Consider the following 21,650-nt stretch of genomic DNA (forward strand, 5'->3'; position numbering starts at 1 on the left):
GGAACATTTTATGCTTGAGAACTCGACGATCCTCGTGACCGGCGGGACCGGTTCGTTCGGTCATGCCTTCCTGCCAATGACGCTTGAACGGTTCACCCCGAAGAAAGTCATCATCTTTTCGCGCGATGAGATGAAGCAATGGGAGATGGCCAAGCACTTCGGCGATGATCCGCGCGTACGTTTCTTTATTGGGGATGTTCGCGACAGGGAGCGTCTCTATCGCGCCTTTGCGGGCGTCGATTACGTGGTTCATGCGGCAGCCACAAAAATCGTGCCCACGGCGGAGTATAACCCTTTCGAATGCATCAAGACCAATGTCAACGGGGCCATGAATGTGATCGATGCGGCCATCGACATGGGTGTGAAGAGGGTGGTTGCCCTTTCTACCGACAAGGCATCGAGTCCGATCAATCTTTACGGTGCATCCAAATTGGCATCGGATAAGCTGTTTGTTGCCGGCAATGCCTATTCTGGAGAGCATGATACGCGGTTCTCCGTCGTTCGCTACGGCAACGTAATGGGGTCGCGTGGTTCGGTGATCCCGTTCTTCATGTCGATAGCAGACAAGGGCGTTTTGCCCATAACCGATCCGCGCATGACGCGATTCATGATCAGCCTGGAGCAGGGGGTAGAACTGGTCTGGCACGCTTTCGATGACATGGTTGGCGGCGAGATCTATGTGAAGAAAATTCCCTCGATGAAGGTGACCGACATTGCTCATGTCGTCGCTCCCGAAGCGCGCCAAGAGACCGTTGGTATCCGCCCCGGTGAGAAGTTGCATGAACAGATGATCGGCATCGAGGATGCGCCTTACACCTATGAATACGAGGAACACTTCAAGATCCTGCCAGCCATTAACCACTGGGCCAGCGACCCGGCGCGGATCAAGGGCGGGCGCAAGGTGGCCGAGGATTTCCTCTATACCAGCGATCTAAACCCGGACTGGATGAGCGACGCGGCACTTGCAGGCTGGATCGAGGCGAACCGTGCCAAGATCGGGGCGATCTGATGATCCCCTATGGTCGTCAAATCATCAGCGATGATGACATCGCGGCAGTTGCGGCCATTCTGCGGTCGGATTTTCTGACACAGGGGCCTGTCGGGCCGCGTTTCGAACAGGCAGTTGCAGAACGCGTTGGCGCAAATCATGCGGTGGCGGTCAATTCGGCGACATCCGCCCTGCACATTGCCTGCCTGGCGCTCGGCCTTGGGCCCGGTGATCTTCTCTGGACCTCTCCCATAACCTTCGTCGCCTCAGCCAATTGTGGGCGCTATTGCGGCGCAGACGTGGATTTCGTTGATATCGAGCCCGAAACGTTCAACATTTGCCCGAGTGCGTTGGCCGCAAAGCTTGAGGCCGCAGCCTGGGCAGGGCGCCTGCCCAAGGTCATCGTCGCGGTGCATATGTGCGGTCAATCGCCCGACATGGTTCGGATCGCAGACCTGGCCCGGGCCCATGGGGTGCGCCTGATCGAGGATGCAAGCCACGCTATCGGTGCAGATTTCATGGGTGGGCCGGTGGGCGGGTGCACCTATTCCGACATCACCGTGTTCAGCTTTCATCCGGTCAAGATCATCACGACCGCAGAGGGTGGGATGGCCCTGACCAATGATCCAGAACTGGCGGCGCGGATGGAACGTCTGCGCAGCCACGGGATCACCCGTGAGCCAGATTTGATGACGCATGCGCCGGACGGCCCGTGGTATTACCAGCAACTGGAGCTTGGGTGGAATTACCGCATGACGGAAATGCAGGCCGCACTGGGGTTGAGCCAGTTGGGTCAGCTTGACGCTTTTGTCGCCCGTCGTCGGGAACTTGCTGCGCGGTATGACGATGCACTGGCCGATCTGGCACTGAGGCGGCCCGGTCGCCAGGCAGGGGCCTGCTCTGCATGGCACCTTTACGTCATCCGGCTGGACGACCGGACGCGCCATCGTGGCGTGTTCGAGGCATTGCGCGCAGGGGGCATCGGCGTGAACCTGCATTACATCCCGGTCCACCTTCAGCCCTATTACCGCGAACTGGGCTTCGGTTCTGGCGATTTCCCCGTCGCCGAGGATTACTATGCGCGTGCCATCTCGATCCCGCTGCATGCGGGGCTCACGGATGATGAACAATCCAGTGTCGTTGACGCGATTTCGCAGGCGCTCTCGACGTGACTGTTTGTTTGATACCTGCGCGAGGCGGTTCCAAGCGAATTCCGCGGAAGAATATCCGCGAATTCTGCGGCAAGCCCATGATCGCCTGGTCGATCGACGCAGCAAGAATGTCCGGCTGTTTTGATAGGATCGTGGTGTCTACCGATGACGATGAAATCGCCAGGGTAGCGCTCGACTGCAGTGCCGAAGTTCCCTTTTGTCGTCGTGCCGCGCTTGCCGATGACCATACGCCGACCGTCCCTGTCATTGCCGATGCAATCGACCAGTTAGGTTTGGCAGAGTGCACTCCGGTCTGCTGTCTTTACGCGACAGCGCCGTTTGTGGCTCCGGGAGATCTGCGCGCCGGATTCGAGAGGCTTGAAGAGAACAGCGCGCCCTTTGTGCTGGGTGTGACGACCTTTGCCTTTCCCATTCAGCGCGCCTTGCGCCGAGATGCGTCGGGGAGAGTAGCGATGTTCGACCCCGCCCAGATGCAGACGCGATCTCAGGATCTCGAGGACGCTTGGCATGACGCTGGCCAGTTCTATTGGGCGCGCGCGGCAAGCTGGAAAAGCTGCAGCGGGATATTCGAGGCCGGCGCCGAGGGGCTGCCCTTGCCCCGGTACCGCGTTCAGGACATCGATACCGAAGAGGATTGGTGCCGGGCAGAATGGCTGATGCGGGCCATGCAATTGGGAAAGAACCCATGACCATCGCCTTCCGCGCCGATGCTTCGTTCGACATCGGGACCGGCCATGTGATGCGCTGCCTCACCTTGGCGTGCGCGTTGCGCGAGGCCGGGGCGGAGTGTTGCTTTGTTACCCGCGCGTTGCCGGGGCACCTTGCGGATCGTATCGCAAACGAGGGGTTCAGGGTCTCCTTGCTGACCACGCCACACGGGGCGGCGCCGGATGGGCCTCCTGTGCATGCCGCCTGGGCCGGGGTTTCCTGGATACAGGATGCGGCAGAGACGAAGGCCGCGCTTGCCGCCGATTCGCCGGACTGGCTGGTGATGGATCACTACGCCTTTGATGCGCGCTGGCAGGCGGCGGCGCGACCCGAGGGTGCGAAATTGTTGGTGATCGACGATCTTGCCGACCGGCCGCACGAGTGCAATCTTTTGCTGGACCAGAACCTTGGGCGCGTGGCCGGGGATTACGATAGGCTGGTCCCGGCAACATGCCTGCGTCTGATCGGCCCGCGATACGCGGTGTTGCGCCCGGAATTCGCCGCCATGCGCGCGCAGGTGCTATCTGACCGGGCCGGGCGCGGGTTGCGGCATCTGCTGATCACCATGGGCGGGGTGGACAAGGCCGACGCGACCTCAACCGTGCTAGAGGCGTTGCGTGGCATACCTCTTCCTGACCCCTTGCGCATCACCGTCATCATGGGGTCGCGCTCCCCCGCCCTCGACCGGGTGCGGCGGTTGGCGCAGGACATGCCTCGACCGACAGAGGTGGCCGTGGATGTCGCGGACATGGCCGCGCGGATGGCGACGGCCGACCTGGCCATCGGGGCGGCCGGCAGTACGACGTGGGAGCGGTGCTGTCTGGGGCTGCCCAGCATCATCGTGGAAGTGGCGGAAAACCAATCGGGCATTGCAAGGGCGATGACCAAGGCGGGCGCCGCGCTTGATCCCGGGCCGCTGCACGCCGCGGAGTTTGCGCGCAACCTGCAAGACGCGCTGATCCGTGCCGGCGATCCGGGTCGTCTGTCCGACCTGTCGGAAAAAGCCGCCGGGGTCTGTGATGGTGAGGGCTGTGGCCGACTGATAGCCCAACTCGATCTTTGCTCAACCGTCAATAGGATTGTTTCTTGACTAACTTTGGCAACCTTCGCGTCCTAGAAGATACGGATTTGGAGTTGATCCGATCATGGCGCAACGCGCCTGAAGTCGCATCGAAAATGTATACGCGACACTATATCTCGGAATCAGAACACAAGCTCTGGTGGCAAAATGTCCGAGAGCGTGATGACCAAAGTTATTTCTTATATGAGAAAGCCAATATCCCACTGGGAGTTGTGAGTTTGAGTCAAATTGACACAATCAACAAGAATTGTTTTTGGGCGTTCTACGCAAGCCCGTGTGCGCCTCCTGGAACTGGTTCTAAGATGGAGTTTCTTGCCCTTGAACACGTTTTTGGTTTTTTGGGCATGAACAAGCTCTCCTGCGAAGTGTTGGCCTTCAATGAGCCTGTTATTAAGCTTCATAAGAAGTTTGGATTTCGGGAAGAGGGTAGATTTCGCGAGCATCATCGCATTGATGATAAGCACGTTGATATTATCCGTCTTGGCATGCTGGCCCGAGAATGGTCGGGCGCGCGCGAAGAAATGAAAGATCGCATTCATGGAAATTAGAAACCGCGCCGGTATGGGTCATCTAGCCATAGCTAAGCGCCCCATCGGCCCCGGCCACCCGCCCTATGTGATTGCCGAGATCTCGGCCAACCATAATGGCGACCTGGACCAGGCGCTGAGGATCATCGACGCTGCGCAAGCCGCCGGCGCGGATGCGGTCAAGATCCAGACCTATCGTCCCGATACGATCACGCTGAAATCCGACGCGCCAGAGTTCCAGATCACCGAGGGATTATGGGCCGGACGAACGCTTTACGACCTGTACGAGTGGGCGCATACCCCGTGGGAGTGGCACGAGGCCCTGTTTGCCCATGCCGCGCGGCGCGGCATCACCCTGTTTTCGTCGCCCTTCGATCCGACGGCGGTGGACCTTCTGGAAGAGTTGGGTGCCCCGGCCTACAAGATCGCCAGCTTTGAGGCGGTGGACCTGCCATTGATCCGCTATGTGGCGTCCACGGGCAAGCCCATGATCATCTCGACCGGCATGGCCGATTTCGAAGAGATCACCGAGGCGGTGGAGGCCGCACGCTCTGGCGGGTGTAAAGAGCTGGCCCTGCTGCATTGCGTTTCGGGCTATCCGGCACCGGCGGCGGACTATAACCTGGCGACGCTGCGCGATATGGCGGCACGGTTCGATTTGCCCGTGGGGTTGTCGGATCACACGCTGGACAACACGACCGCGATCGCCAGCGTCGCACTTGGTGCCGCGCTGATCGAAAAGCACGTGACGCTCGACCGCAACGTGGGCGGACCTGATGACAGTTTTTCGTTGGAGCCAGGCGAGCTCGCCGCCCTGTGCCGCGATGCAAGGACCGCATGGGACGCGTTGGGCAAGGTGGACTATGGCCGCAAGTCGAGCGAGCAGGGCAACGTGAAATTCCGAAGGTCGTTGTATTTCGTCCAGGATATGAAAGCGGGCGACGAGATAACCGAGGCGTGTATCCGCAGTGTCCGGCCGGGATATGGCCTGGCCCCCAAATGGACCGACGATATTATCGGTCGCAGGGTGGCGCGTGATGTCAAAGCGCATATGCCGGTGCAATGGGAGTTACTCGGGAAGAATGACTGTTGATCTGTGAGTGAGGAGCGTTTCGTGAAGAAGCTCAGAACAATTTTGCCGTCGCATAGGTTCACGGAGTGTCAAAGGCAAAAAATAGCGGAGCTTGCCGAAACCGGGATCGTGGTTGATTTTGACGATTCGCGTTCCGGAAGCATCGCTTATGGACAAGGTGCGAATATTGGGGATCAGGGGGCTGGCGTCATTGATCTTAGCTCCAGCGATAAGGCTCGGATCTCTGAGATTGTTAAAAAGGTGATTTGTGACCCTAATGTTCAACTGTTCCTCCTGCGGCGCAACGATGGCATTTCACGAAAGTTTAGAAGTCGACATGCTTTAAGGGTCCAAAATGAACTAATAAATTTCGTTCACATTGTCTATTTTTTCCATCTTCGGAAGCAGATAGATTTTTTGATTTTATCCTCTACACCTCACAGCCTGCGGAACTATGTAGAAACACTGATCTATCAAGAGTTGGGTGTGGCTGTATTGATTATTGAGAGAACGTTTTCGCCTAAGTATCATTCGATAAGAGTTGGTCTTTCAGGTGGCGGGGAACTGCTTCCGCTCGGAGGGATGAGTGCCAATGAAGGAGAGGCCTATGAGAATGAGGTGGCGGATAGATTGAATATTGCCTCCGGGAATTATTGTCATGCTATTCCAGATTACGAAAGGCGAAGATTGGAAGTAAATGGGGGTGCGGTTTTCTCGGCGTTGGTTACTGCCAGAAAAAACCGATTTCGACTGGGCCGGACGTTGCACGCGGTAACGATGTGGCGAGAGCTGAAAAGATTTTCTTCTCAGTCTTTGCCTGAGAAGTATGTTGCGTTTTTCTTGCAGTATCAGCCCGAGAGAACCTCATTGCCCGAGGCGGGGATATTTTGCAATCAGTATGAGGCAATTCAGATGCTTCGGCGAGCGGTGCCAAAGGATACGGTTGTTCTTGTAAGGGAGCACCCATCCACTTTCTCGAATAATTGCGACAAAATATGGAGGTGGTCCGGTTTTTATTCCGAAATTGATGCGATAGACGGTGTTGAAATTTGCGATATCGAGTCCAATCCTTTTGATGTAATTGACAGGGCTCAGGCTGTCGCAACACTCACTGGGACCGTGGGCTTTGAGGCTCGTGCGCGAGGGGTGCCCGTGGTATTTTTTGGAAAACAATTTTTGCCTGATTCACCTGGAGTTCATAGGTTTCAGACATATGATCGTCTGGAAAAGTTCTTGTCAGAAAGTTGCGCGCGGATTGGCGATGCTGATTTGGGCGCTTTTCAAGAAGCACTCTGCGGCGCTTCTGCGTTTGTGTATCGAGCCAAGGAGCATTCAGAATTCGATCAAAATACATCCTCGGTCGTGGACGCTTTGCTGGAGATTTCGAGTTCCGAAAAGGCGAGGCAATACATCTTTAGGTTGTGCGGGTCCGAGCCGAAGGTGTATCGCGGATGAAATGTAGTTCCGGGACTGTGTTCACCTATTGGGCTCAAGGCTTCGATGCCGCTCCTGATCTGGTGAAGGGCTGTGTGGCTCAAATCAACGCCGTGTCGGCAAACCAAGACGTCAAGCTGCTGGACAGCGAAGACTTGGAACTAATTCGACCTGCCATCCCCTTGGCGGACGCAACCTGGGACAGTCTCGGCCTGGCTCTGCAATCGGACCTTATTCGCACGGCCCTTCTGCTCCGTCATGGCGGGATATGGATGGATGCAACCGTTTTCCCAGTAATCGATATGCATGTTTGGCTCGAAGAGAGAATGCAGGCTGGCCTCTTCTTCTTCCAAAAGCCGGGAAGAGATCGCCTTATCTCAAACTGGTTCATTGCCGCGGAGCCTGAGCATCCCATCCTCATCGCCCTCCTCCACAAGCTTTGCCGTTACTGGGAAAGCAGCGCCCTAAAGGATCGCAGCGGAAGACCCGACACGAAGATCGCTCTCGTAGGTCGGGCAATCAACCGGCATCCGAGCCTGACGCGCCTGTGGCTGACATCGCCGATGCGGTGGGCGCTGCGCCGCCCGCCCTATCTGATCTATCACTACGCGCTGAATGACCTGATCGCCGGCGACCGGCGCCTGCGCAGGATGTGGAACGACATGCCGTTCGAATCCGCGGTGCCGCCCCATGCGCTGCAGCGCGCCGGTTTACAATCCCCTCTGACCGCCGAGACGAAAGCGCTGATCGATCATCCTCAAACCCCGCTCTTCAAGCTGACCTGGAAGGTGCCGGAACCGCAGGTGCCAGCCGGATCCGTTGTCGACTATTTGTTTTCCAAATCCAGCGCTGAGAAACATGATCATGCAGTGCATTAGAACTCAAAAGATCGATTGCGGTATCTGTCTTGCTCTGGACCTGTCCCTCGCAGTGGTGGGAAAAGGCATAGTGCTGTCATGGGCTTCAGCTAGCTCGCAGCATGCTGGCTAACCAAGCATCTCTTGCCCCAGGGCAGGTCCATAAACGAATTCGCCGCCCGGCCGACGTTCCGGCGCGTGCGGTTAAGATAATGGCCGGGATGCTGCTCGCGCCGCCGCTGCTGTTGGTCGAGGCGTGGCGAACAAGGAGCCACCGGTACCGGCACCTCTTGCTGACAGCCTTCTTCGCCGTTTACGGCGCGACGATCGGGATCGCCTACGACCCAACTGGGGCAGGTGCCGACGGCGTGCGTCATCTCCTGAAAGTGTACATCCATTACGGCGATCTGGCTTTCGACGATTTTCTGCGCGAACTTTGGGAGATCCTGACCTTTCAAGTGGGGACATCACCGAACAAGGACGTCTACATCCATGTGATATCCTACTTCGTCGGAGGTGTCCTTGGCGTACCAGCCCTGTTCTTTTTTGTCGTCGGAGCCGTCTACGGGTACTTCTTCTCCGGGTCTATGCTGATCATCTTTCGCGACTGGGGAAAGGCCCGGTTGCCGTTGATCACACTGTTCCTGATCGCGAACTTCTTCTTGTTGAAGAACATCGAGGGCGTGAACACCGTGAGAACCTGGACTGGGCTCTGGGTCCTCGTCTACGGCTCGCTTCAGTATTACAGGACGCGCCGTCTTCGGTATCTCGTTCTCATGGCAATGCCGCCCTTCATTCACGTCGGTTACTTCGTGATGGCCCTGCCGGCCTACGCCGTGCTCATCTTCGGGAGTCGTGTGTCTCTCTACGCTGTGCTCTTCATCCTTTCGAGTACGACGACGCTGATAAGTCCAGGCTCCTTCGTCGAGGTTGCGTCCACGACGGAACGGGGAGTTAGTTCTGTGAATTCTTATTATCGCGAAGAGACTGCAAGTGCGGAGCAGGTGCTGGCACAGACTTCTGGAAACCGAATTTGGTTCGTGCTCGCGAAGCTCAATGTCCAAAGATGGGCTCTGAATGTTTTCATCTACACGCTTCTCGTCTGCGGTGTCCTTACACTCACGATGAACGCGTACGAACGCTGGATTGCTTCCATCGGCCTTCTTACGCTCACCTTGTCGAACAGCTTGTGGTTCATGTACGCCATCCACAACCGCGCATGGACGATCGGCGCGGTTTTCCTTGGAGCCGCCTTCATCATGATTCGGCTTCGGGTTGCTGATCGCTTCAAGGTGCCGAGGGGGAAGTCCCTATATCAGCTGGGCATGGTAAGCAGTGCCGTCTTGTTCGTGCCCTACTTCGCTTACAATCTTTCACTTTTCCTAGACTTTCCGAGTTTCTTCCTACTCGGCGCCCCCTTCACGGTCTGGCTCGACCCCTCGGTTAATCTGACAATCAAGGAAGCGCTTCGCGCCTTGATTTATGGAATTCTCTGATGCCCGAACGCACCCGCATCCTGATCGTCCTGACCCCTCCACTCGATCCGTCGACGGGGGGGGTTCAAATGAGCACTGTGAAGATGGCTCGTATGCTCAATTCTCAGGGGTTTGAGGTGGGCGTGTTTTCGTTCGAGGCCCACGGCCATCGGGCTACTGAAAACGTGGCGTTATTTTCTGCCCCTGAAAGCGGAAATGTCGCCAACAAGTCCAATCACGCGGCGCTGGTCGATGCCATCAGCAGGTTCAAGCCGCACGCCGTGATCAATCAGATGCCCTATGAACATGCCATCACGGAGACGTTGAGGCGAGCCTCGACCGTTCCGCGGATCGGGTGCCTGCGCAATACGCTCTACTCCGTACGAAACAACCTCGATGCTTACGCCGAGAATATGCTGCCTCGTCCGATAAAGGCCCTTGGCAAGTCGGCCATTGGCCGGGCCGCGTTACTGGCATTTCACCGCCAGAGGCATGCGAAAGACCTCAGGCAGATCCTTGCGACCTATGACCGCTTCGTCATGTTCGCTGAACCGAACCTGGAAGAGCTCGCGTACTTCGTCCCGGATTACGATCCGCAGACCATCGCGCTCATTCCCAACTCTATCCCGAACGTGGCAGATCGGGTTCCTCACAAGAAAAAGCGGCTGCTCTGGCTGGCTCGGGTTTCTGTCCACCAGAAGCGGGCTGATCTCATCCTTCCGATCTGGCGAAAGATCGCCCCTCAGCTGCCCGACTGGACGCTCGACATTGTGGGCGATGGCCCGTTCCTGGATGACATCCGGCAAGAGATTTCCAGGGACAGGCTCCCTCGCATAGAGCTACACGGGCGACAATCCTCAATGCCTTTCTTCGCGCGGTCGGAAGTGTTCATCATGACCTCCGACTTCGAGGGTTTTCCGAACACCCTGATCGAGGCGCAAAGCCAGGGCGCGATTCCGGTGGTGGTCGAAAGCTATCCCATGGTCCGCTGGCTGATCCGGCCTGAGGAAAACGGCCTGTTGACGCGCAAGGGCGATGTCGAGGGGATGGCGCGCGCAGTTGTCGACCTGTGTCGTTCCCAGGATCGACTCACCAATATGGCGCAGGGTGCGCTCAGGTCAGTCGAGCGTTTCACCGAAGAGAAGGTGGCGTTTGAATGGCGTAGCCTGATAGATGAGTTGATCGATACCAATCCCGCTAGTTCCCGCTGATCTGAGTTTTGCTTGGCACCGGCAGCAGATTGACCTGCTGGCCGCAGGGTTATGGAGTTTAGAATGATTTCCTCTGTCTCGAAAAGGATTGGTCACGCCCTTGAAGCGCGGCTTCTTTCGCCATCGGTTTATGTGAAAAAAGATTTTTATCGGCGCACAGGGCGACGCCTTGATCTCGCGCATCCTACCACATTCAGTGAAAAAATTCAATATTTGAAGCTTTATAACAGGGATCCTGATCTTACCAATCTTGTTGACAAGATTGAGGTAAAAAATTTTATCAGGAATGAAGTGGGAGAGAAGTACACGATCCCATCGGCAGCCATATTTTCAGGTGTTGACGAAATCAACCTGGAGACACTTCCGCGACGATGCGTTCTGAAGGCCACTCACGGTTCGGGTTGGAATTTCTTCATCAAGAATAAGGATCAGGTTGATCTAAGGGAAATCAGGGAATTTTTCAAAAAGTGGCTTGGGAAGAGTTATTATATGTATTCGAAGGAGTGGGCGTATAACGGAGTTCGTCCGCGGATAGTCTGCGAGCAATTGCTTCTGGACGAAAGCGGCAATGTGCCTGATGATTACAAAGTGTTTTGCTTTAATGGCCGCCCAAAATACGTTCAGGTCGATCACGATCGTTTCACATTTCACAAAAGGGCTTTTTTCGATGTGAAATGGAGAAAACAACCTTTTACGATAGGATATCCTTTTTCTGAGAAGCAGATTGTCGCCCCGGTTTGTCTTGATGAGATGCTTCATGTAAGCGAGACCATAGCAGGTATCGCGCCCTTTGTGAGGGTTGATTTTCTCGTGCACGAGGAGCGTCCGTTTATTGGAGAGCTGACATTTTACCCAGGCAATGGTATGGAGAAATTTATGCCCGAAAAATGGGATTCGGATCTCGGCGCTTGCCTTGACGTGTCGGAAATAAACGCCTGATGACTTCGAGTATGGATCAGGGAATGACCGAACGGCCAGACCTATATATTCATATCGGAACTGAAAAGACCGGATCGTCTTTTCTTCATACTATGTTGGTGAGAAGTAGGGAGGATATTTGTCGCTCCGGATTATGGATGCCACTGGGATTGGCGCGCCACGAAAGGCGAATGCAACGCGGTCTCGTCAGCGCCGGAAACGCCTTCAGGCTTTGCCTTGCTTTGAAAGCCGAACCCGCTTCGCAAAAACTGTCCACGCTTCTTCATGACTGGGGAAGACAGGCGACAGAGCGTTCCGTTGGTAGAGTGCTGGCAACCAGTGAACTTCTTTTGCCCGAGTTGCATTCGGATGGTGGGTTGGAAAGGCTGTTGCTGGCGGCCCAAAAAGCTGGTTTTGGACGTTTGCATTTCCTCCTCATCCTGCGCGCGCCCGTCGAACAATTACTGTCACTTTACAAGCATCGCGCCAAACGGGGAACGGCTGGCGAGATCGCAGAATGGTGTGCGTCCGGGTATCGCCTGCCCCATGAACTCGCCGGGTTTCGCCGCCAGGCCGAAGCGCTTGGCATTGACCTTACCGTCCGGGGGTACAGCCGAGAGAAGGGCGCGTTGGAGCGGCGGTTCTTCGTCGACTGGCTGGGCGTGCCGGTTCCCGATGTGGCCGTGCCTGCCAGGGTAAACCCATCCCTGACCCTTTCGGAACTGGCGCTGGTTCGGCAGATGGCAGCTGTCCGCCCCGAACTGGTAGAGCCCCTTTACGAGGCGATGAGCGCCGTCGATCCCGGAGAGAAGGTTCAGGGACAGGCGCTTTCGCACTACGCACGGGCGGTCGCCACACAGGTGGTCGCCGAGCATGCCGCGGAATGGGAGGAGTGGAACCACCTTCTGCCCGCCGACGAGCGCCTGCCCATCCCCGAGGCTCCGGCCGACCTGCCACCACGACCCGACGAACTCGGGTTCAGCGAGGTCCAGATGCAAGCGCTGGCGGATTTCATGGCAAGAACTGCAACCTCAGGCTTTGTGGCCGAGACCGCCTGGAAAAGCCGGATTCGGCCGCGCCTTGGCCGTGTGAAACGTGCAATCCTGCGGCCGGACTGAACCATGATGCGGAAATCTCGCGTCCTCGTGATCCTGCCCAGCTATGATGCGGGCGGGGCGGAGAATTATGCCCTCCGGCTGATACGTCATGCCGGAACTGAAACGTTCGAATGGCATGTGACCACGGGAAACCTGCGCAATGCGCGCCTGGAACCTTCTTTTCGGGAAGCGGGGGCGCAAACGCATCACGCAACAACGGGGTTCTTGTCGCCGCGCCAGGCGCTCGGTTTCCGCCGTTTTCTACGCGCGCATTCTTTCGACGCTGTCATGAGCCTGAACGGCGTCTTCTCGGGGCTTGCCATGCGGCTTGCGCAGGGGCAGGGTGTCCCAAAACGCATCGCGTGGCACCGGCGATCCACCCCCGCCTACAAGCCGACCCTTTTCAGGCGCCTATACGCGGCGCAGGCGCTGAGATGGCTCGAAGACTCTAGCACCCATATCCTGTCGAACAGCCGGACGGCCCTCGATCATTTCCACGGACCTTGCTGGGAAAACGATCACCGGTTTCAAGTGATCCCAAACGGTGTGGATGCCGACCGGTTCAAGCCGCGCCCGGAAGAGCGTACCCGTTTGCGGGCAGAACTGGGTATTCCCCCGGACGCCATCGTGATCGGTCACGTGGGGCGGGTCGATCCCGCCAAGGATCATGAAACGCTGTTTGCGACCGCGCGCTTACTCAAGGCGCAGCTTGGGACGATCTACCTGCTGCTTGCGGGAACTGGCACGGACAAGGACGCCTTCCGTCAGCGGGTTCGAAAAGCCGGTCTTGCGGATGCTTACCTCGGGCTTGGCGTCCGCACGGATACTGAATGCATCTACCAAGCGATGGACGTGTTCGTTTTCCCATCCGTGACCGAGGGACAGCCAAACGCCTTGATCGAGGCGATGCTGTGCGAAGTTCCGATCGTTGCATCGAATATCGAGCCCATTCGCCATGCTGTTCCAGACTGTTTGCATGGCCGCTTGTTTCCATCGCAAGATTCAGTTCGGGCTGCGGCGATTGTTCGCGACACCCCCGGCGATAAGGGGGCGGACACCGCCGCTGTGCGCCACTGGGCACGCGACCGATATGCCCCCGACCGAAATTTTAACGCCCTGCTGGATATTTTGATATCGTGACACGAAAACTCCTTTTTGCCCATGACGACAAAGTCACCCTGGATCAGGACAACAGGCCGGTTTCGTACAACTACACACGGGGACTTGTTGAGCGTTATCGATACATGGCGGATCATGTGACCTTCGCCGTCCGGGGTGATGCGCGCGAGCCTGTTGCGTGGTTTTCCGATGCGACGCTTATCTGTCTGCCCGATATGAAGCATGGCAGAAATCTTGCCAAGATGCGCAAGTCCGAGGGTCGTGTTGCCTCTTTGGTGGCGGATCATGATCTGGTGGTTGCGCGGCTCCCTAGCCTTATCGGGTCCTGGGCATTGAAAAGCGCCGGGAAGATGAACAAACCAGTGCTGGTGGAATTCGTTGGCTGTCCATGGGACGCTCTATGGAACCACAGCCTGAAGGGAAAACTGGTAGCACCGTATTTTCGCGCCAAGAATAGACGCCTGATGCGTCGGACCACCCATGCCCTTTATGTCACGGAAACCTTTCTGCAAAAGCGCTACCCGAGCTCGGGTGAACAGATCGCATGCTCCGACGTTGAGACCGTCATGGCGGATCGCCGCTTGTTCGAAAGACGTCTCCGGCGGCTGAATGGAATTCGGGAGGGTGATAAGCCCATCACACTTGGGACGGTCGCCAACCTGGATGTGCCATACAAGGGGCACGACCTCGTGATCCGTGCTCTTGCGGCTCTCGGGGAGGCGCGGCATCGCTTTGTTTACAAGCTCATCGGACCGGGGGAGCCAAGCCGCCTGCAGAATCTGGCGACCGCCCTCGGCGTCGTCGATCAGATACAATTCGCAGGGCCATGCCCGCGTGAAAATATACCCCAGGCATTGGACGGTATTGATATCTATCTCCAGCCAAGCCGCCAGGAAGGCCTGCCACGGGCGGTAATCGAGGCGATGGCGCGGGGATGCGTCGTCATCGGGGCGAGAACGGGTGGAATCCCCGAACTTCTTGTTGATCCGTGGATCGTCCCCAGAGGAGACTGGAGACAGATCGCTGCGCGCCTGAGGACGGTCGAGACGCTTCCCCTCGCCCAGGCCGCTTCTCGGAATTACGAAAAGGCTCATGAATTCGATATGGACGTGCTCGCGCGCAAGCGACGAGACTTCTATGATGTTTTTCTCGCGGATCACGGCTTGATGCCCGCGATCGGATGCTGACCCTCCCATGATTCTTCATCCAGAAAAGACAATGCAGGGTGTGCGGATCGTCCATGCGGCGACCAGTGCCAACATGCTGACAGCGTTCGGTCGCGTAATGGCGGATCGACTGAACGAAGAGGGCGCCGAGCTTTACTTCGTGGCCTCGTCCCGTCCCATTTACGGGCGCCCCGCTGACAAGACTGAACTCGCCGCGATGGGGGGCACGCCCCTCACGCTGCCGCTTGAAAATAATATCCGTCCCTGGAACATCGTCGCGAATACCTATCGGTTCTGGCGTATTCTGCGCCGCCTGCGGCCCTCGGTCGTTCACACGCGCGCCTCCGTTATGGGGATCGTGGGGCGGCTCGCGGCCTGGTTGGCTGGCGTTCCTTGCGTCGTGCACCACCAGGACGATCTTTACGCACGGGAAGAGCAGTTATCGCCGCGCAGACGGCGGCAAGCTGCCGCGCTGGAGCGATGGTTCGCCAATCGCAGCGATTGCACGTTCGTTGTCAGCGATGCCGTTTCGGAGGCGGCTCAACGCCTTGGGTTTGATGCGACGAAGGTCATCAATGTCGGACATGACTTGAGCAAAACGATCCGGAACGGTGCCGTCATCCCGCGCCCCGCGCGGGATGACGTGGCGCTGTTTGCGAAACTCGGCATCAGGGAGGACAACTTTCTGGTCGGCTCGGTGACCCGGCTGGAGGCGCATAAGGGCGTTGATACGCTTGTTCGAGCCGCAGCGCAGGTGGTGGAGGACGCGCCGCAGGTCCGTTTCCTTGTTCGCGGCCGTGGGCCGGCGAAGGCACAGCTTGAAGAGATGATCGCAGAATGCGGGCTAAGAGAGCGGTTTTTCCTCGTGGAGGACTGGCTGTCTGATCGAGAGCTTGTCGAGCTATACAAGTCTTTCGATCTCTTTGCGCTGCCAACACGACGTGAAGGTTTCGGCATGGCATTTGCCGAGGCCATGTTCCTCGGTGTCGTGCCGATTGCTCCCGATATTCCCCCGGTCAACGAGGTCGTCCGGCCGAAGACCGGGCTTTTGGTTCCACCGACCGATACGGCATTTGCCGAGGCCATTCTCTGGTCCGCGAAGCATCCCGCCGAGATTGCCAGCCTGCGCCAGACAGCCATCGCCGACGCAGAGGCGCGATGGGGTGGAACGCGCGCCGCGGACGCTGTTATCGCCACCTATACCCGCCTTCTCAAGGGGTCTTGATGTCAATTGCACGGCTGATCGTTGACAACCTGCGTCATGCGCGGGGCTGGTCCAGTGACGAAAAACTCCTGGTCATCAATGTGGATGATTACGGAAATGTGCGGCTTGCCAGCGCCAGGGCGCGCGCGGAACTGGAGGCACGGATCACCGGGTTTGGCGGGTATATGGATTGTTTCGACGCCCTCGAGACACGCGAGGATCTAGAGGCGCTTTTCGAAGTCCTGGAGGGGGTGCGCGATTGCGCGGGTGAACCCGCCGTGATGACGGCCTATGCTCTCTCCGCCAATCCGGATTTCGAACGAATCCGGGCTGAGCGGGTATATTCCTATGAGCCTCTGCCGACGACCTTTGCACGTTGTGCCGCCCAGGCGCCTGCGGCCTATGAGGGCGCGTGGGAGCTCTGGCGAGACGGCGAAAGGGCGGGGATATTCCGGCCACAGTTTCATGGGCGCGAACATGTCAACGTGGCGCTGATCGAGACCAAGCTGGCCCAGGGGCATGCCGATCTGGAGGCCAACCTGGCCCTTGAAAGCATGGCCGGGCTGAGCGGGGTAGAAGAGATGCCTGGCGTGGGCTTCACGCATGCTTTCGGGGGAGACAACCCGAACCAGTTGGACCGGCAGAGAGAGATATTGCGCGACGGAGTGAAGCTTTTTGAATCGGTTTTCGGCTTTACGTCGAAAACGTTCACGCCACCGGCACAAAAGCTGCCGCGCGCCTTGGTCAACGACCTGCGGCCGATGGGGGTCCTGACCCTGGACCGGCCTTTCATGCAGAGACCCGCGCGCGGTCGATTCCCGCGCCTGCCGCGTCTCAGCTTTCCGACAGCCCCGCAAAAGAGGCGACCGGGTTGCATCGTGCGGACCGTCAGCTTCGAGCCGGGGCAGGGCAGCTATTCCGACCCCATCGGACATGCCCTGCGCCAGATCGAGCAGGCCTTTCGCTGGCGCAAGCCCGCCGTGGTTTCGTCGCATCGGGTGAATTTTGCGGGCCATATCGACGCGGAAAACCGGCGCAAGGGCCTTCGCGCACTTGACGAGCTCCTACACCGGATCGTTGCGACCTGGCCCGACGTGCGTTTCATCGGCGCAGATGACCTGGCGCAAACAATGCTTGGGAAAGGTCACGAGGCACCATGAAACGTCTGCTCTATCTGGCCTACTATCTTCGTCGCATGAATTGGGACTTGTTGCGCCGTTTCATGCGGCATGTCGAGGCAAGGAATGGCATATCGCCCTCGCGCCAGGTCGTGGCAATGGTTGTGAATTCGCTTCGTTACAATGTCTCGCCACTCGAGGTGTATCAGTTCGGCTTTTTCGGCGCCGACAAAATAGAAAAGGGCCGCTGGGCGGGGACCGGGACCATGTACGAATTCCAGCGCCACGCGAACCCACCGGGAGAACGAGCTATTCTCGATGACAAGAGGAAGTTCCACGACGCCTATCGAAAGTTCTTTCGTCACGAGGTTGTTACGCTTCAGGAAATGGAAGAGGATCGGACCCTTGCTTTACGAATGCTTGAACGGTATTCCGAGTTAGTGTTTAAGCCGGCACAAGGGAATTGCGGCGGCGGGCTTGTTTTCGCGGCCAGTGCGCAATTGAACGCTGAAAACCTGCCGGACTGGATGCGCGCACGGGGCTTAGACCTGGTCGAGGAAAGCATCCGTCAACATCCCGATTTTCAGGCGCTCTCGCCCTCCGCCGTGAATACCGTGAGAATATTCACGTGCCTCGATTCCAGCGACCGTTGCCAGATCCTGGGATGCCGGCTTCGAATTTCGGTTAATTCCTCGGTTGATAACATGGCGGCCGGCAACATGGCCGCACCGGTCGACGAGGTCACCGGCAGGGTGTGCGGCCCGGGCGTCTATTCCGACATCACCAAGACGCCCGAAACCGTGCATCCTGTCACCGGAGTTCCGATCGAGGGCTTTCAAATCCCTTATTGGCCCGAAAGCCTGGCTCTCGTGCGTGAAGCAGCTGTCCTTCACCCGCAGAACCGATCAATCGGCTGGGATATCGTGATCACGCCGGATGGGCCGGGGCTCATCGAGGGCAATCACGATTGGTGCAAGCTGGTCTGGCAATTGCCAGTCGGGCAGGGGCTCAAGCATATGCTGGGGGAGTGCGCTTTGAATGGCTGAGAACGCCTATCCTGCGGCCTTTGTCACCTATGGATGGTGCCGATCTGCCTATACCGTGGTGCGGTCGCTCGCGGCACGGGGTGTCGAAGTCCATGTCGGCGACAGCTCTCCCTTTGCCATGTGCCGCGTGTCGCGCCACACGGCAAGTTTCACCCGTTTGCCTGACTTCTTTGCTGAACCGGAAGCCTATGTGAGAGTCCTTGGGGACGCGCTCGTCAAAACAGGGGCAAAGATCCTTTTGCCTTGTTTTGAAGATGTCGAGCTTGTCATCCGCCATAGAGAGCAGCTGCCTGCCGACGTCTGGGTGGCTGTTCCCGATCTCCAGAACTGGGCGATAGCCGAAGACAAACTCGACTACATCGAGCGCGTTGGTGCCGCAGGGTGCCCTGTGCCCGTGACATACCGGGTCGAAAGCCGGACAGAGGTGCAGCGTCTAGCGGGCATGTTGGAGTTCCCCGTAGTGCTCAAGGTGCGGATGGGAAATGGCGCGCGCGGTGTCGAGATCGTTGAGACTGCTGATGAGCTGGAACCGCGCTTTTTCGCCCTGATCGAGGAATTCGGTCTCCCCGAAGGTCGCTGGCCGATTGTCCAACAGCATCTGCGCGGCCGAAAGTTCAAGCTCGACGGCGTCTTTCGCCACGGCCAAAGCCTTGCCACGAGTGTCTTCGAGATCCTGCGGTGCAAGGGTGCGGGCAAGTTCGGCACTTCGACCTTCCGGCGGACAGTCGATTTTCCCCAGATCACACGCGATGCCATTCGGGCGATGGAAGCGCTGAACTGGCATGGTATGTTCAACACCGACTGGATCTGCGATGAAACCGGAACGGCGCGGTTGATAGACATCAATGGTCGGCTCAGCGGGGCGGTCGGTGTCCCGTTCGCGGCTGGTATGGATTTGCCTTGGATCTGGTATCAGGTCTCGGCAGGTCTTGATGAGATCCAGGCCGAAGATGCGCGCCCGGGCGTTCATGTCCGCTGGCTGGTCGGCGACGGGATCGCGCTGGTGGAACATGCGATGGACGGGAAATTTCGGGAGGCGGCGAAAATCCTCGTGCCCCGGCCCGGTTGCAGGCATGACGATTTCTCGCTCACCGACCCTTTGCCACTCATGGCAGAGGGGCTCGACTATTTCATGAAATTCGCGCGGGCCCGAGGCTCTACGCGTCCGATGACGGAAGGAATGGTGCGCTGATAGCGCGCCCGATATCACCATGAAAATCGCGATCCACGACAGCCCCAATGGTTTCCATCCGCGCTGGAGAGCCTATTGCCAAGAGCTCGGCATTCCTTTCAAGCGCGTGGACTGTCACGCCTCGGACATCATTGAGCAACTCGCCGATTGTGACGGCCTGATGTGGCATCACAGCCAAGGGAACCCGCGCGACCTCATCGCGGCCAAGGCCGTGCTCTCGGCGTTGGAACATGCTGGCGTGCCGGTCTTTCCGGACTGGCGAACGGGATGGCACTTCGACGACAAGGTTGCGCAGAAATACCTGTTCGAGGCGATTGGCGCCCCATTGGTGCCGACCTGGGTCTTTCTGGACCGGCAGAGTGCCCTCGACTGGGTCGAGAAGACCGACTTTCCCAAGGTGTTCAAGCTGCGGGGCGGTGCGGGGTCGGCCAATGTGCGCCTCGTGCGCAGCCGGGGGGAAGCGCGGCGGCTCGTGCGGCAGGCCTTCGGCCGCGGTTTTCCGAATTACGACGCCTGGGGCAGTCTGAAAGAACGCTGGCGGCGCGTCCGGCTGGGCAAGGCAAGCCCGGCGGAGGTTGCGAAGGGGGTCGCCCGCCTCGTCCATCCGCCGACCTTCTCCCGCGTGCTGGGACGAGAGCGCGGCTATGCGTATTTCCAGGAGTTCATGCCGGATAATGCCTCGGACACGCGGATCATCGTGATCGAGGGAAAGGCCTTCGCGCTCAAGCGTTTTGTCCGGGCGGGCGATTTCCGCGCATCGGGAAGTGGTGATTTCGCCTATGGGCGGGAGGAGTTCGATGAACGCTGCGTTCGGATCGCTTTCGATGTCACGGACCGGCTCGGTGCAAGCTGCGCCGCGTATGATTTCGTTTTCGATGCTGAAAAGACCCCTCTGTTGGTCGAAATCAGCTATGGGTTCCTCCCGGACGGTTACGACGCGTGCCCCGGATACTGGACACCGGACCTGACTTGGCATCCGGGCGCCTTCAATCCCCAGGGATGGATGGTGGAGGCTCTTCTCGAGCAGATTGAGCATCGCCGGGGCGATTTGCGCGGAGCGGCTGTCAGTGCGAGCAGCATGTATTCGATTGCATCTTCCTGATGACGTTCCAGACTCTTAAAAAATACGCGGCGCCCTATTACCGCAACCTCGGCGGCTGGCGCACACGGCGGAAGATCCTCGTGATCGAAAGCGACGATTGGGGCAGCATCCGCATGCCCTCGCGACAGGTCTACGAGCGGTGCCTGAAAGCGGGGTATCCCGTCGATCGAACATGGTATGAGCGGTATGACTCGTTGCTCAGCGAAGATGATCTTGAATTGCTGTTCGGTGTTCTGTCGTCCTTCCGGGATGCCGAGGGACGCCATCCCGTCATCACGGCGAATGTCATCGTCGGAAACCCGGATTTCGCGGCGATCGAAAAGTCGGATTTCCAAAACTACCATTACGAACCCATAACCGAGACCTTTCAGCGTTACCCGAAACACCATCGCTGTTGGTCGCTTTGGCAGGAAGGACAGAGGCACGGCGTCCTGATGCCCCAGTTCCACGGTCGTGAGCATCTGAATGTCGCGATGTTCATGTCGGCCCTGCGGGATGGAAATCCCGACATGAAGTTCGCTTTCGACAACAGAATGCCGGGCTGCATCCCGAAAGGTCCGCAGCGCGGTCCCAATTTATACGTCGAAACCACCCGCTTCAGGTCGAAAGCTGAAAAGGCCGCCGTGTTGGATGCAACCCTTGAGGGTCTGGATCTATTCGAGAATCTTTTCGGCTTTCGTTCCAGGACTTTCATTCCGACGAACTATGTCTGGAGCAGCGATTTCAACGCAGCCGTCCGTCACGCGGGTGTTGAAGCCTATCAAGGTATGCGCTTGATGAAGGAACAACAGTCGGCTGGCACGAGCCACCCGGTCCGACGCAGGCTTGGGGACCGGAACGACTTCGGCCAATTCTACCTCGTGCGGAATGCTAATTTCGAACCATCTCAGAGTGCTGAGCCTCGTTTGCGCGCCGTCGACAGGTGTCTGCACGATATTCAGGCCGCCTTTCAGATGGGAAAACCCGCAATCATCTCGTGCCACCGCCTCAACTTCTGCGGGTTCATTGATGAAGCCAACCGCGACCAGAACCTGAAGGCGCTGAAGGCCATGCTTACTGCGGTACTGCGCAAATGGCCGAACGTCGAGTTCGTGACGTCGGAGGAGATGCTGGATATCCTGAAGAGCACCCCGCGCGAAGGCCAAGGTGCGTCGTGGGCATGA

The 21,650-nt window shown here is 58.1% G+C and carries 20 protein-coding genes; all 20 read left to right on the top strand.

Annotation, left to right across the window (positions count from 1 at the left end; genetic code table 11):
- Positions 1-10 precede the first annotated feature (10 nt).
- The 20 genes from pseB to EV656_RS15330 all read left to right on the top strand — a co-directional run bounded on the left by pseB (position 11) and on the right by EV656_RS15330 (position 21,650).
- On the top strand, positions 11-1,009 hold the full coding sequence (pseB, locus tag EV656_RS15235; RefSeq protein WP_132605562.1) for a UDP-N-acetylglucosamine 4,6-dehydratase (inverting): 999 nt from the start codon (positions 11-13) through the stop codon (positions 1,007-1,009).
- Positions 1,009-2,160 carry a UDP-4-amino-4,6-dideoxy-N-acetyl-beta-L-altrosamine transaminase gene (gene pseC / locus EV656_RS15240; protein WP_132605564.1) on the top strand — a complete coding sequence of 384 codons (1,152 nt, stop codon included), beginning with the start codon at positions 1,009-1,011 and terminating at the stop codon, positions 2,158-2,160. The genes pseB and pseC overlap by 1 nt, the downstream gene beginning before the upstream one ends.
- Complete coding sequence (gene pseF / locus EV656_RS15245; RefSeq protein ID WP_132605566.1) at positions 2,157-2,849, top strand: pseudaminic acid cytidylyltransferase; 693 nt, start codon at positions 2,157-2,159, stop codon at positions 2,847-2,849. Before pseC ends, pseF begins: the two co-directional genes overlap by 4 nt.
- Positions 2,846-3,958, top strand: a complete 1,113-nt coding sequence (gene pseG, locus EV656_RS15250) for a UDP-2,4-diacetamido-2,4,6-trideoxy-beta-L-altropyranose hydrolase (protein ID WP_132605568.1) — start codon at positions 2,846-2,848, stop codon at positions 3,956-3,958. The genes pseF and pseG overlap by 4 nt, the downstream gene beginning before the upstream one ends.
- On the top strand, positions 3,955-4,497 hold the full coding sequence (gene pseH / locus EV656_RS15255; RefSeq protein ID WP_132605570.1) for a UDP-4-amino-4,6-dideoxy-N-acetyl-beta-L-altrosamine N-acetyltransferase: 543 nt from the start codon (positions 3,955-3,957) through the stop codon (positions 4,495-4,497). The genes pseG and pseH overlap by 4 nt, the downstream gene beginning before the upstream one ends.
- Complete coding sequence (gene pseI / locus EV656_RS15260; RefSeq protein ID WP_243695716.1) at positions 4,487-5,569, top strand: pseudaminic acid synthase; 1,083 nt, start codon at positions 4,487-4,489, stop codon at positions 5,567-5,569. Before pseH ends, pseI begins: the two co-directional genes overlap by 11 nt.
- Positions 5,570-5,590: 21 nt before the next feature.
- Positions 5,591-7,003: a capsular polysaccharide export protein, LipB/KpsS family gene (locus EV656_RS15265; RefSeq protein ID WP_132605572.1), complete on the top strand. Its 1,413-nt coding sequence runs from the start codon at positions 5,591-5,593 to the stop codon at positions 7,001-7,003.
- Positions 7,000-7,860 (top strand): capsular polysaccharide synthesis protein, encoded by an 861-nt coding sequence (locus tag EV656_RS15270; protein WP_132605573.1) that lies wholly within the window; start codon positions 7,000-7,002, stop codon positions 7,858-7,860. Before EV656_RS15265 ends, EV656_RS15270 begins: the two co-directional genes overlap by 4 nt.
- Before the next feature lie 191 nt (positions 7,861-8,051).
- Positions 8,052-9,335, top strand: a complete 1,284-nt coding sequence (locus EV656_RS15275; RefSeq protein ID WP_165919022.1) for a hypothetical protein — start codon at positions 8,052-8,054, stop codon at positions 9,333-9,335.
- Complete coding sequence (locus EV656_RS15280) at positions 9,335-10,525, top strand: glycosyltransferase (protein WP_132605575.1); 1,191 nt, start codon at positions 9,335-9,337, stop codon at positions 10,523-10,525. Before EV656_RS15275 ends, EV656_RS15280 begins: the two co-directional genes overlap by 1 nt.
- A gap of 63 nt (positions 10,526-10,588) precedes the next feature.
- Complete coding sequence (locus EV656_RS15285) at positions 10,589-11,464, top strand: ATP-grasp fold amidoligase family protein (protein ID WP_165919023.1); 876 nt, start codon at positions 10,589-10,591, stop codon at positions 11,462-11,464.
- 170 nt (positions 11,465-11,634) lie between these two features.
- Positions 11,635-12,561 (top strand): hypothetical protein, encoded by a 927-nt coding sequence (locus tag EV656_RS15290; RefSeq protein ID WP_165919024.1) that lies wholly within the window; start codon positions 11,635-11,637, stop codon positions 12,559-12,561.
- Between the two features lie 3 nt (positions 12,562-12,564).
- Positions 12,565-13,680, top strand: coding sequence for a glycosyltransferase (locus EV656_RS15295; RefSeq protein WP_132605580.1), 1,116 nt, complete (start codon positions 12,565-12,567; stop codon positions 13,678-13,680).
- Entirely contained in the window at positions 13,677-14,846 is a 1,170-nt protein-coding gene (locus tag EV656_RS15300) for a glycosyltransferase family 4 protein (protein WP_132605582.1), read from the top strand. Before EV656_RS15295 ends, EV656_RS15300 begins: the two co-directional genes overlap by 4 nt.
- Before the next feature lie 7 nt (positions 14,847-14,853).
- A complete protein-coding gene (locus tag EV656_RS15305; RefSeq protein ID WP_132605584.1) occupies positions 14,854-16,050 on the top strand; it encodes a glycosyltransferase in 1,197 nt (398 codons plus the stop codon).
- Positions 15,984-17,189: a hypothetical protein gene (locus EV656_RS15310; protein ID WP_132605586.1), complete on the top strand. Its 1,206-nt coding sequence runs from the start codon at positions 15,984-15,986 to the stop codon at positions 17,187-17,189. The genes EV656_RS15305 and EV656_RS15310 overlap by 67 nt, the downstream gene beginning before the upstream one ends.
- Positions 17,186-18,193: a sugar-transfer associated ATP-grasp domain-containing protein gene (locus EV656_RS15315; RefSeq protein ID WP_132605588.1), complete on the top strand. Its 1,008-nt coding sequence runs from the start codon at positions 17,186-17,188 to the stop codon at positions 18,191-18,193. Before EV656_RS15310 ends, EV656_RS15315 begins: the two co-directional genes overlap by 4 nt.
- Positions 18,186-19,385 (top strand): carboxylate--amine ligase, encoded by a 1,200-nt coding sequence (locus EV656_RS15320; RefSeq protein ID WP_132605590.1) that lies wholly within the window; start codon positions 18,186-18,188, stop codon positions 19,383-19,385. Before EV656_RS15315 ends, EV656_RS15320 begins: the two co-directional genes overlap by 8 nt.
- Positions 19,386-19,404: 19 nt before the next feature.
- On the top strand, positions 19,405-20,487 hold the full coding sequence (locus EV656_RS15325) for an ATP-grasp domain-containing protein (RefSeq protein ID WP_200276713.1): 1,083 nt from the start codon (positions 19,405-19,407) through the stop codon (positions 20,485-20,487).
- Positions 20,487-21,650, top strand: a complete 1,164-nt coding sequence (locus tag EV656_RS15330; protein WP_132605592.1) for a hypothetical protein — start codon at positions 20,487-20,489, stop codon at positions 21,648-21,650. The genes EV656_RS15325 and EV656_RS15330 overlap by 1 nt, the downstream gene beginning before the upstream one ends.

This window comes from Rhodovulum adriaticum (genome assembly GCF_004345735.1).
In the GTDB taxonomy this organism is placed as follows: Bacteria; Pseudomonadota; Alphaproteobacteria; order Rhodobacterales; family Rhodobacteraceae; genus Rhodovulum; species Rhodovulum adriaticum.

Excerpts from the sequence above, each read along its gene's own strand:
- EV656_RS15315 (WP_132605588.1), top strand. The coding sequence starts at position 17,186 with ATGAAACGTCTGCTCTATCTGGCCTACTATCTTCGTCGCATGAATTGG.
- EV656_RS15320 (WP_132605590.1), top strand. The coding sequence starts at position 18,186 with ATGGCTGAGAACGCCTATCCTGCGGCCTTTGTCACCTATGGATGGTGC.
- pseB (WP_132605562.1), top strand. The coding sequence starts at position 11 with ATGCTTGAGAACTCGACGATCCTCGTGACCGGCGGGACCGGTTCGTTC.
- pseG (WP_132605568.1), top strand. The coding sequence starts at position 2,846 with ATGACCATCGCCTTCCGCGCCGATGCTTCGTTCGACATCGGGACCGGC.
- EV656_RS15305 (WP_132605584.1), top strand. The coding sequence starts at position 14,854 with ATGATTCTTCATCCAGAAAAGACAATGCAGGGTGTGCGGATCGTCCAT.
- EV656_RS15295 (WP_132605580.1), top strand. The coding sequence starts at position 12,565 with ATGATGCGGAAATCTCGCGTCCTCGTGATCCTGCCCAGCTATGATGCG.
- EV656_RS15275 (WP_165919022.1), top strand. The coding sequence starts at position 8,052 with ATGGCCGGGATGCTGCTCGCGCCGCCGCTGCTGTTGGTCGAGGCGTGG.
- EV656_RS15285 (WP_165919023.1), top strand. The coding sequence starts at position 10,589 with ATGATTTCCTCTGTCTCGAAAAGGATTGGTCACGCCCTTGAAGCGCGG.
- pseI (WP_243695716.1), top strand. The coding sequence starts at position 4,487 with ATGGAAATTAGAAACCGCGCCGGTATGGGTCATCTAGCCATAGCTAAG.
- EV656_RS15290 (WP_165919024.1), top strand. The coding sequence starts at position 11,635 with ATGCAACGCGGTCTCGTCAGCGCCGGAAACGCCTTCAGGCTTTGCCTT.
- EV656_RS15325 (WP_200276713.1), top strand. The coding sequence starts at position 19,405 with ATGAAAATCGCGATCCACGACAGCCCCAATGGTTTCCATCCGCGCTGG.
- EV656_RS15310 (WP_132605586.1), top strand. The coding sequence starts at position 15,984 with ATGGGGTGGAACGCGCGCCGCGGACGCTGTTATCGCCACCTATACCCG.
- pseC (WP_132605564.1), top strand. The coding sequence starts at position 1,009 with ATGATCCCCTATGGTCGTCAAATCATCAGCGATGATGACATCGCGGCA.
- EV656_RS15280 (WP_132605575.1), top strand. The coding sequence starts at position 9,335 with ATGCCCGAACGCACCCGCATCCTGATCGTCCTGACCCCTCCACTCGAT.
- EV656_RS15270 (WP_132605573.1), top strand. The coding sequence starts at position 7,000 with ATGAAATGTAGTTCCGGGACTGTGTTCACCTATTGGGCTCAAGGCTTC.
- EV656_RS15330 (WP_132605592.1), top strand. The coding sequence starts at position 20,487 with ATGACGTTCCAGACTCTTAAAAAATACGCGGCGCCCTATTACCGCAAC.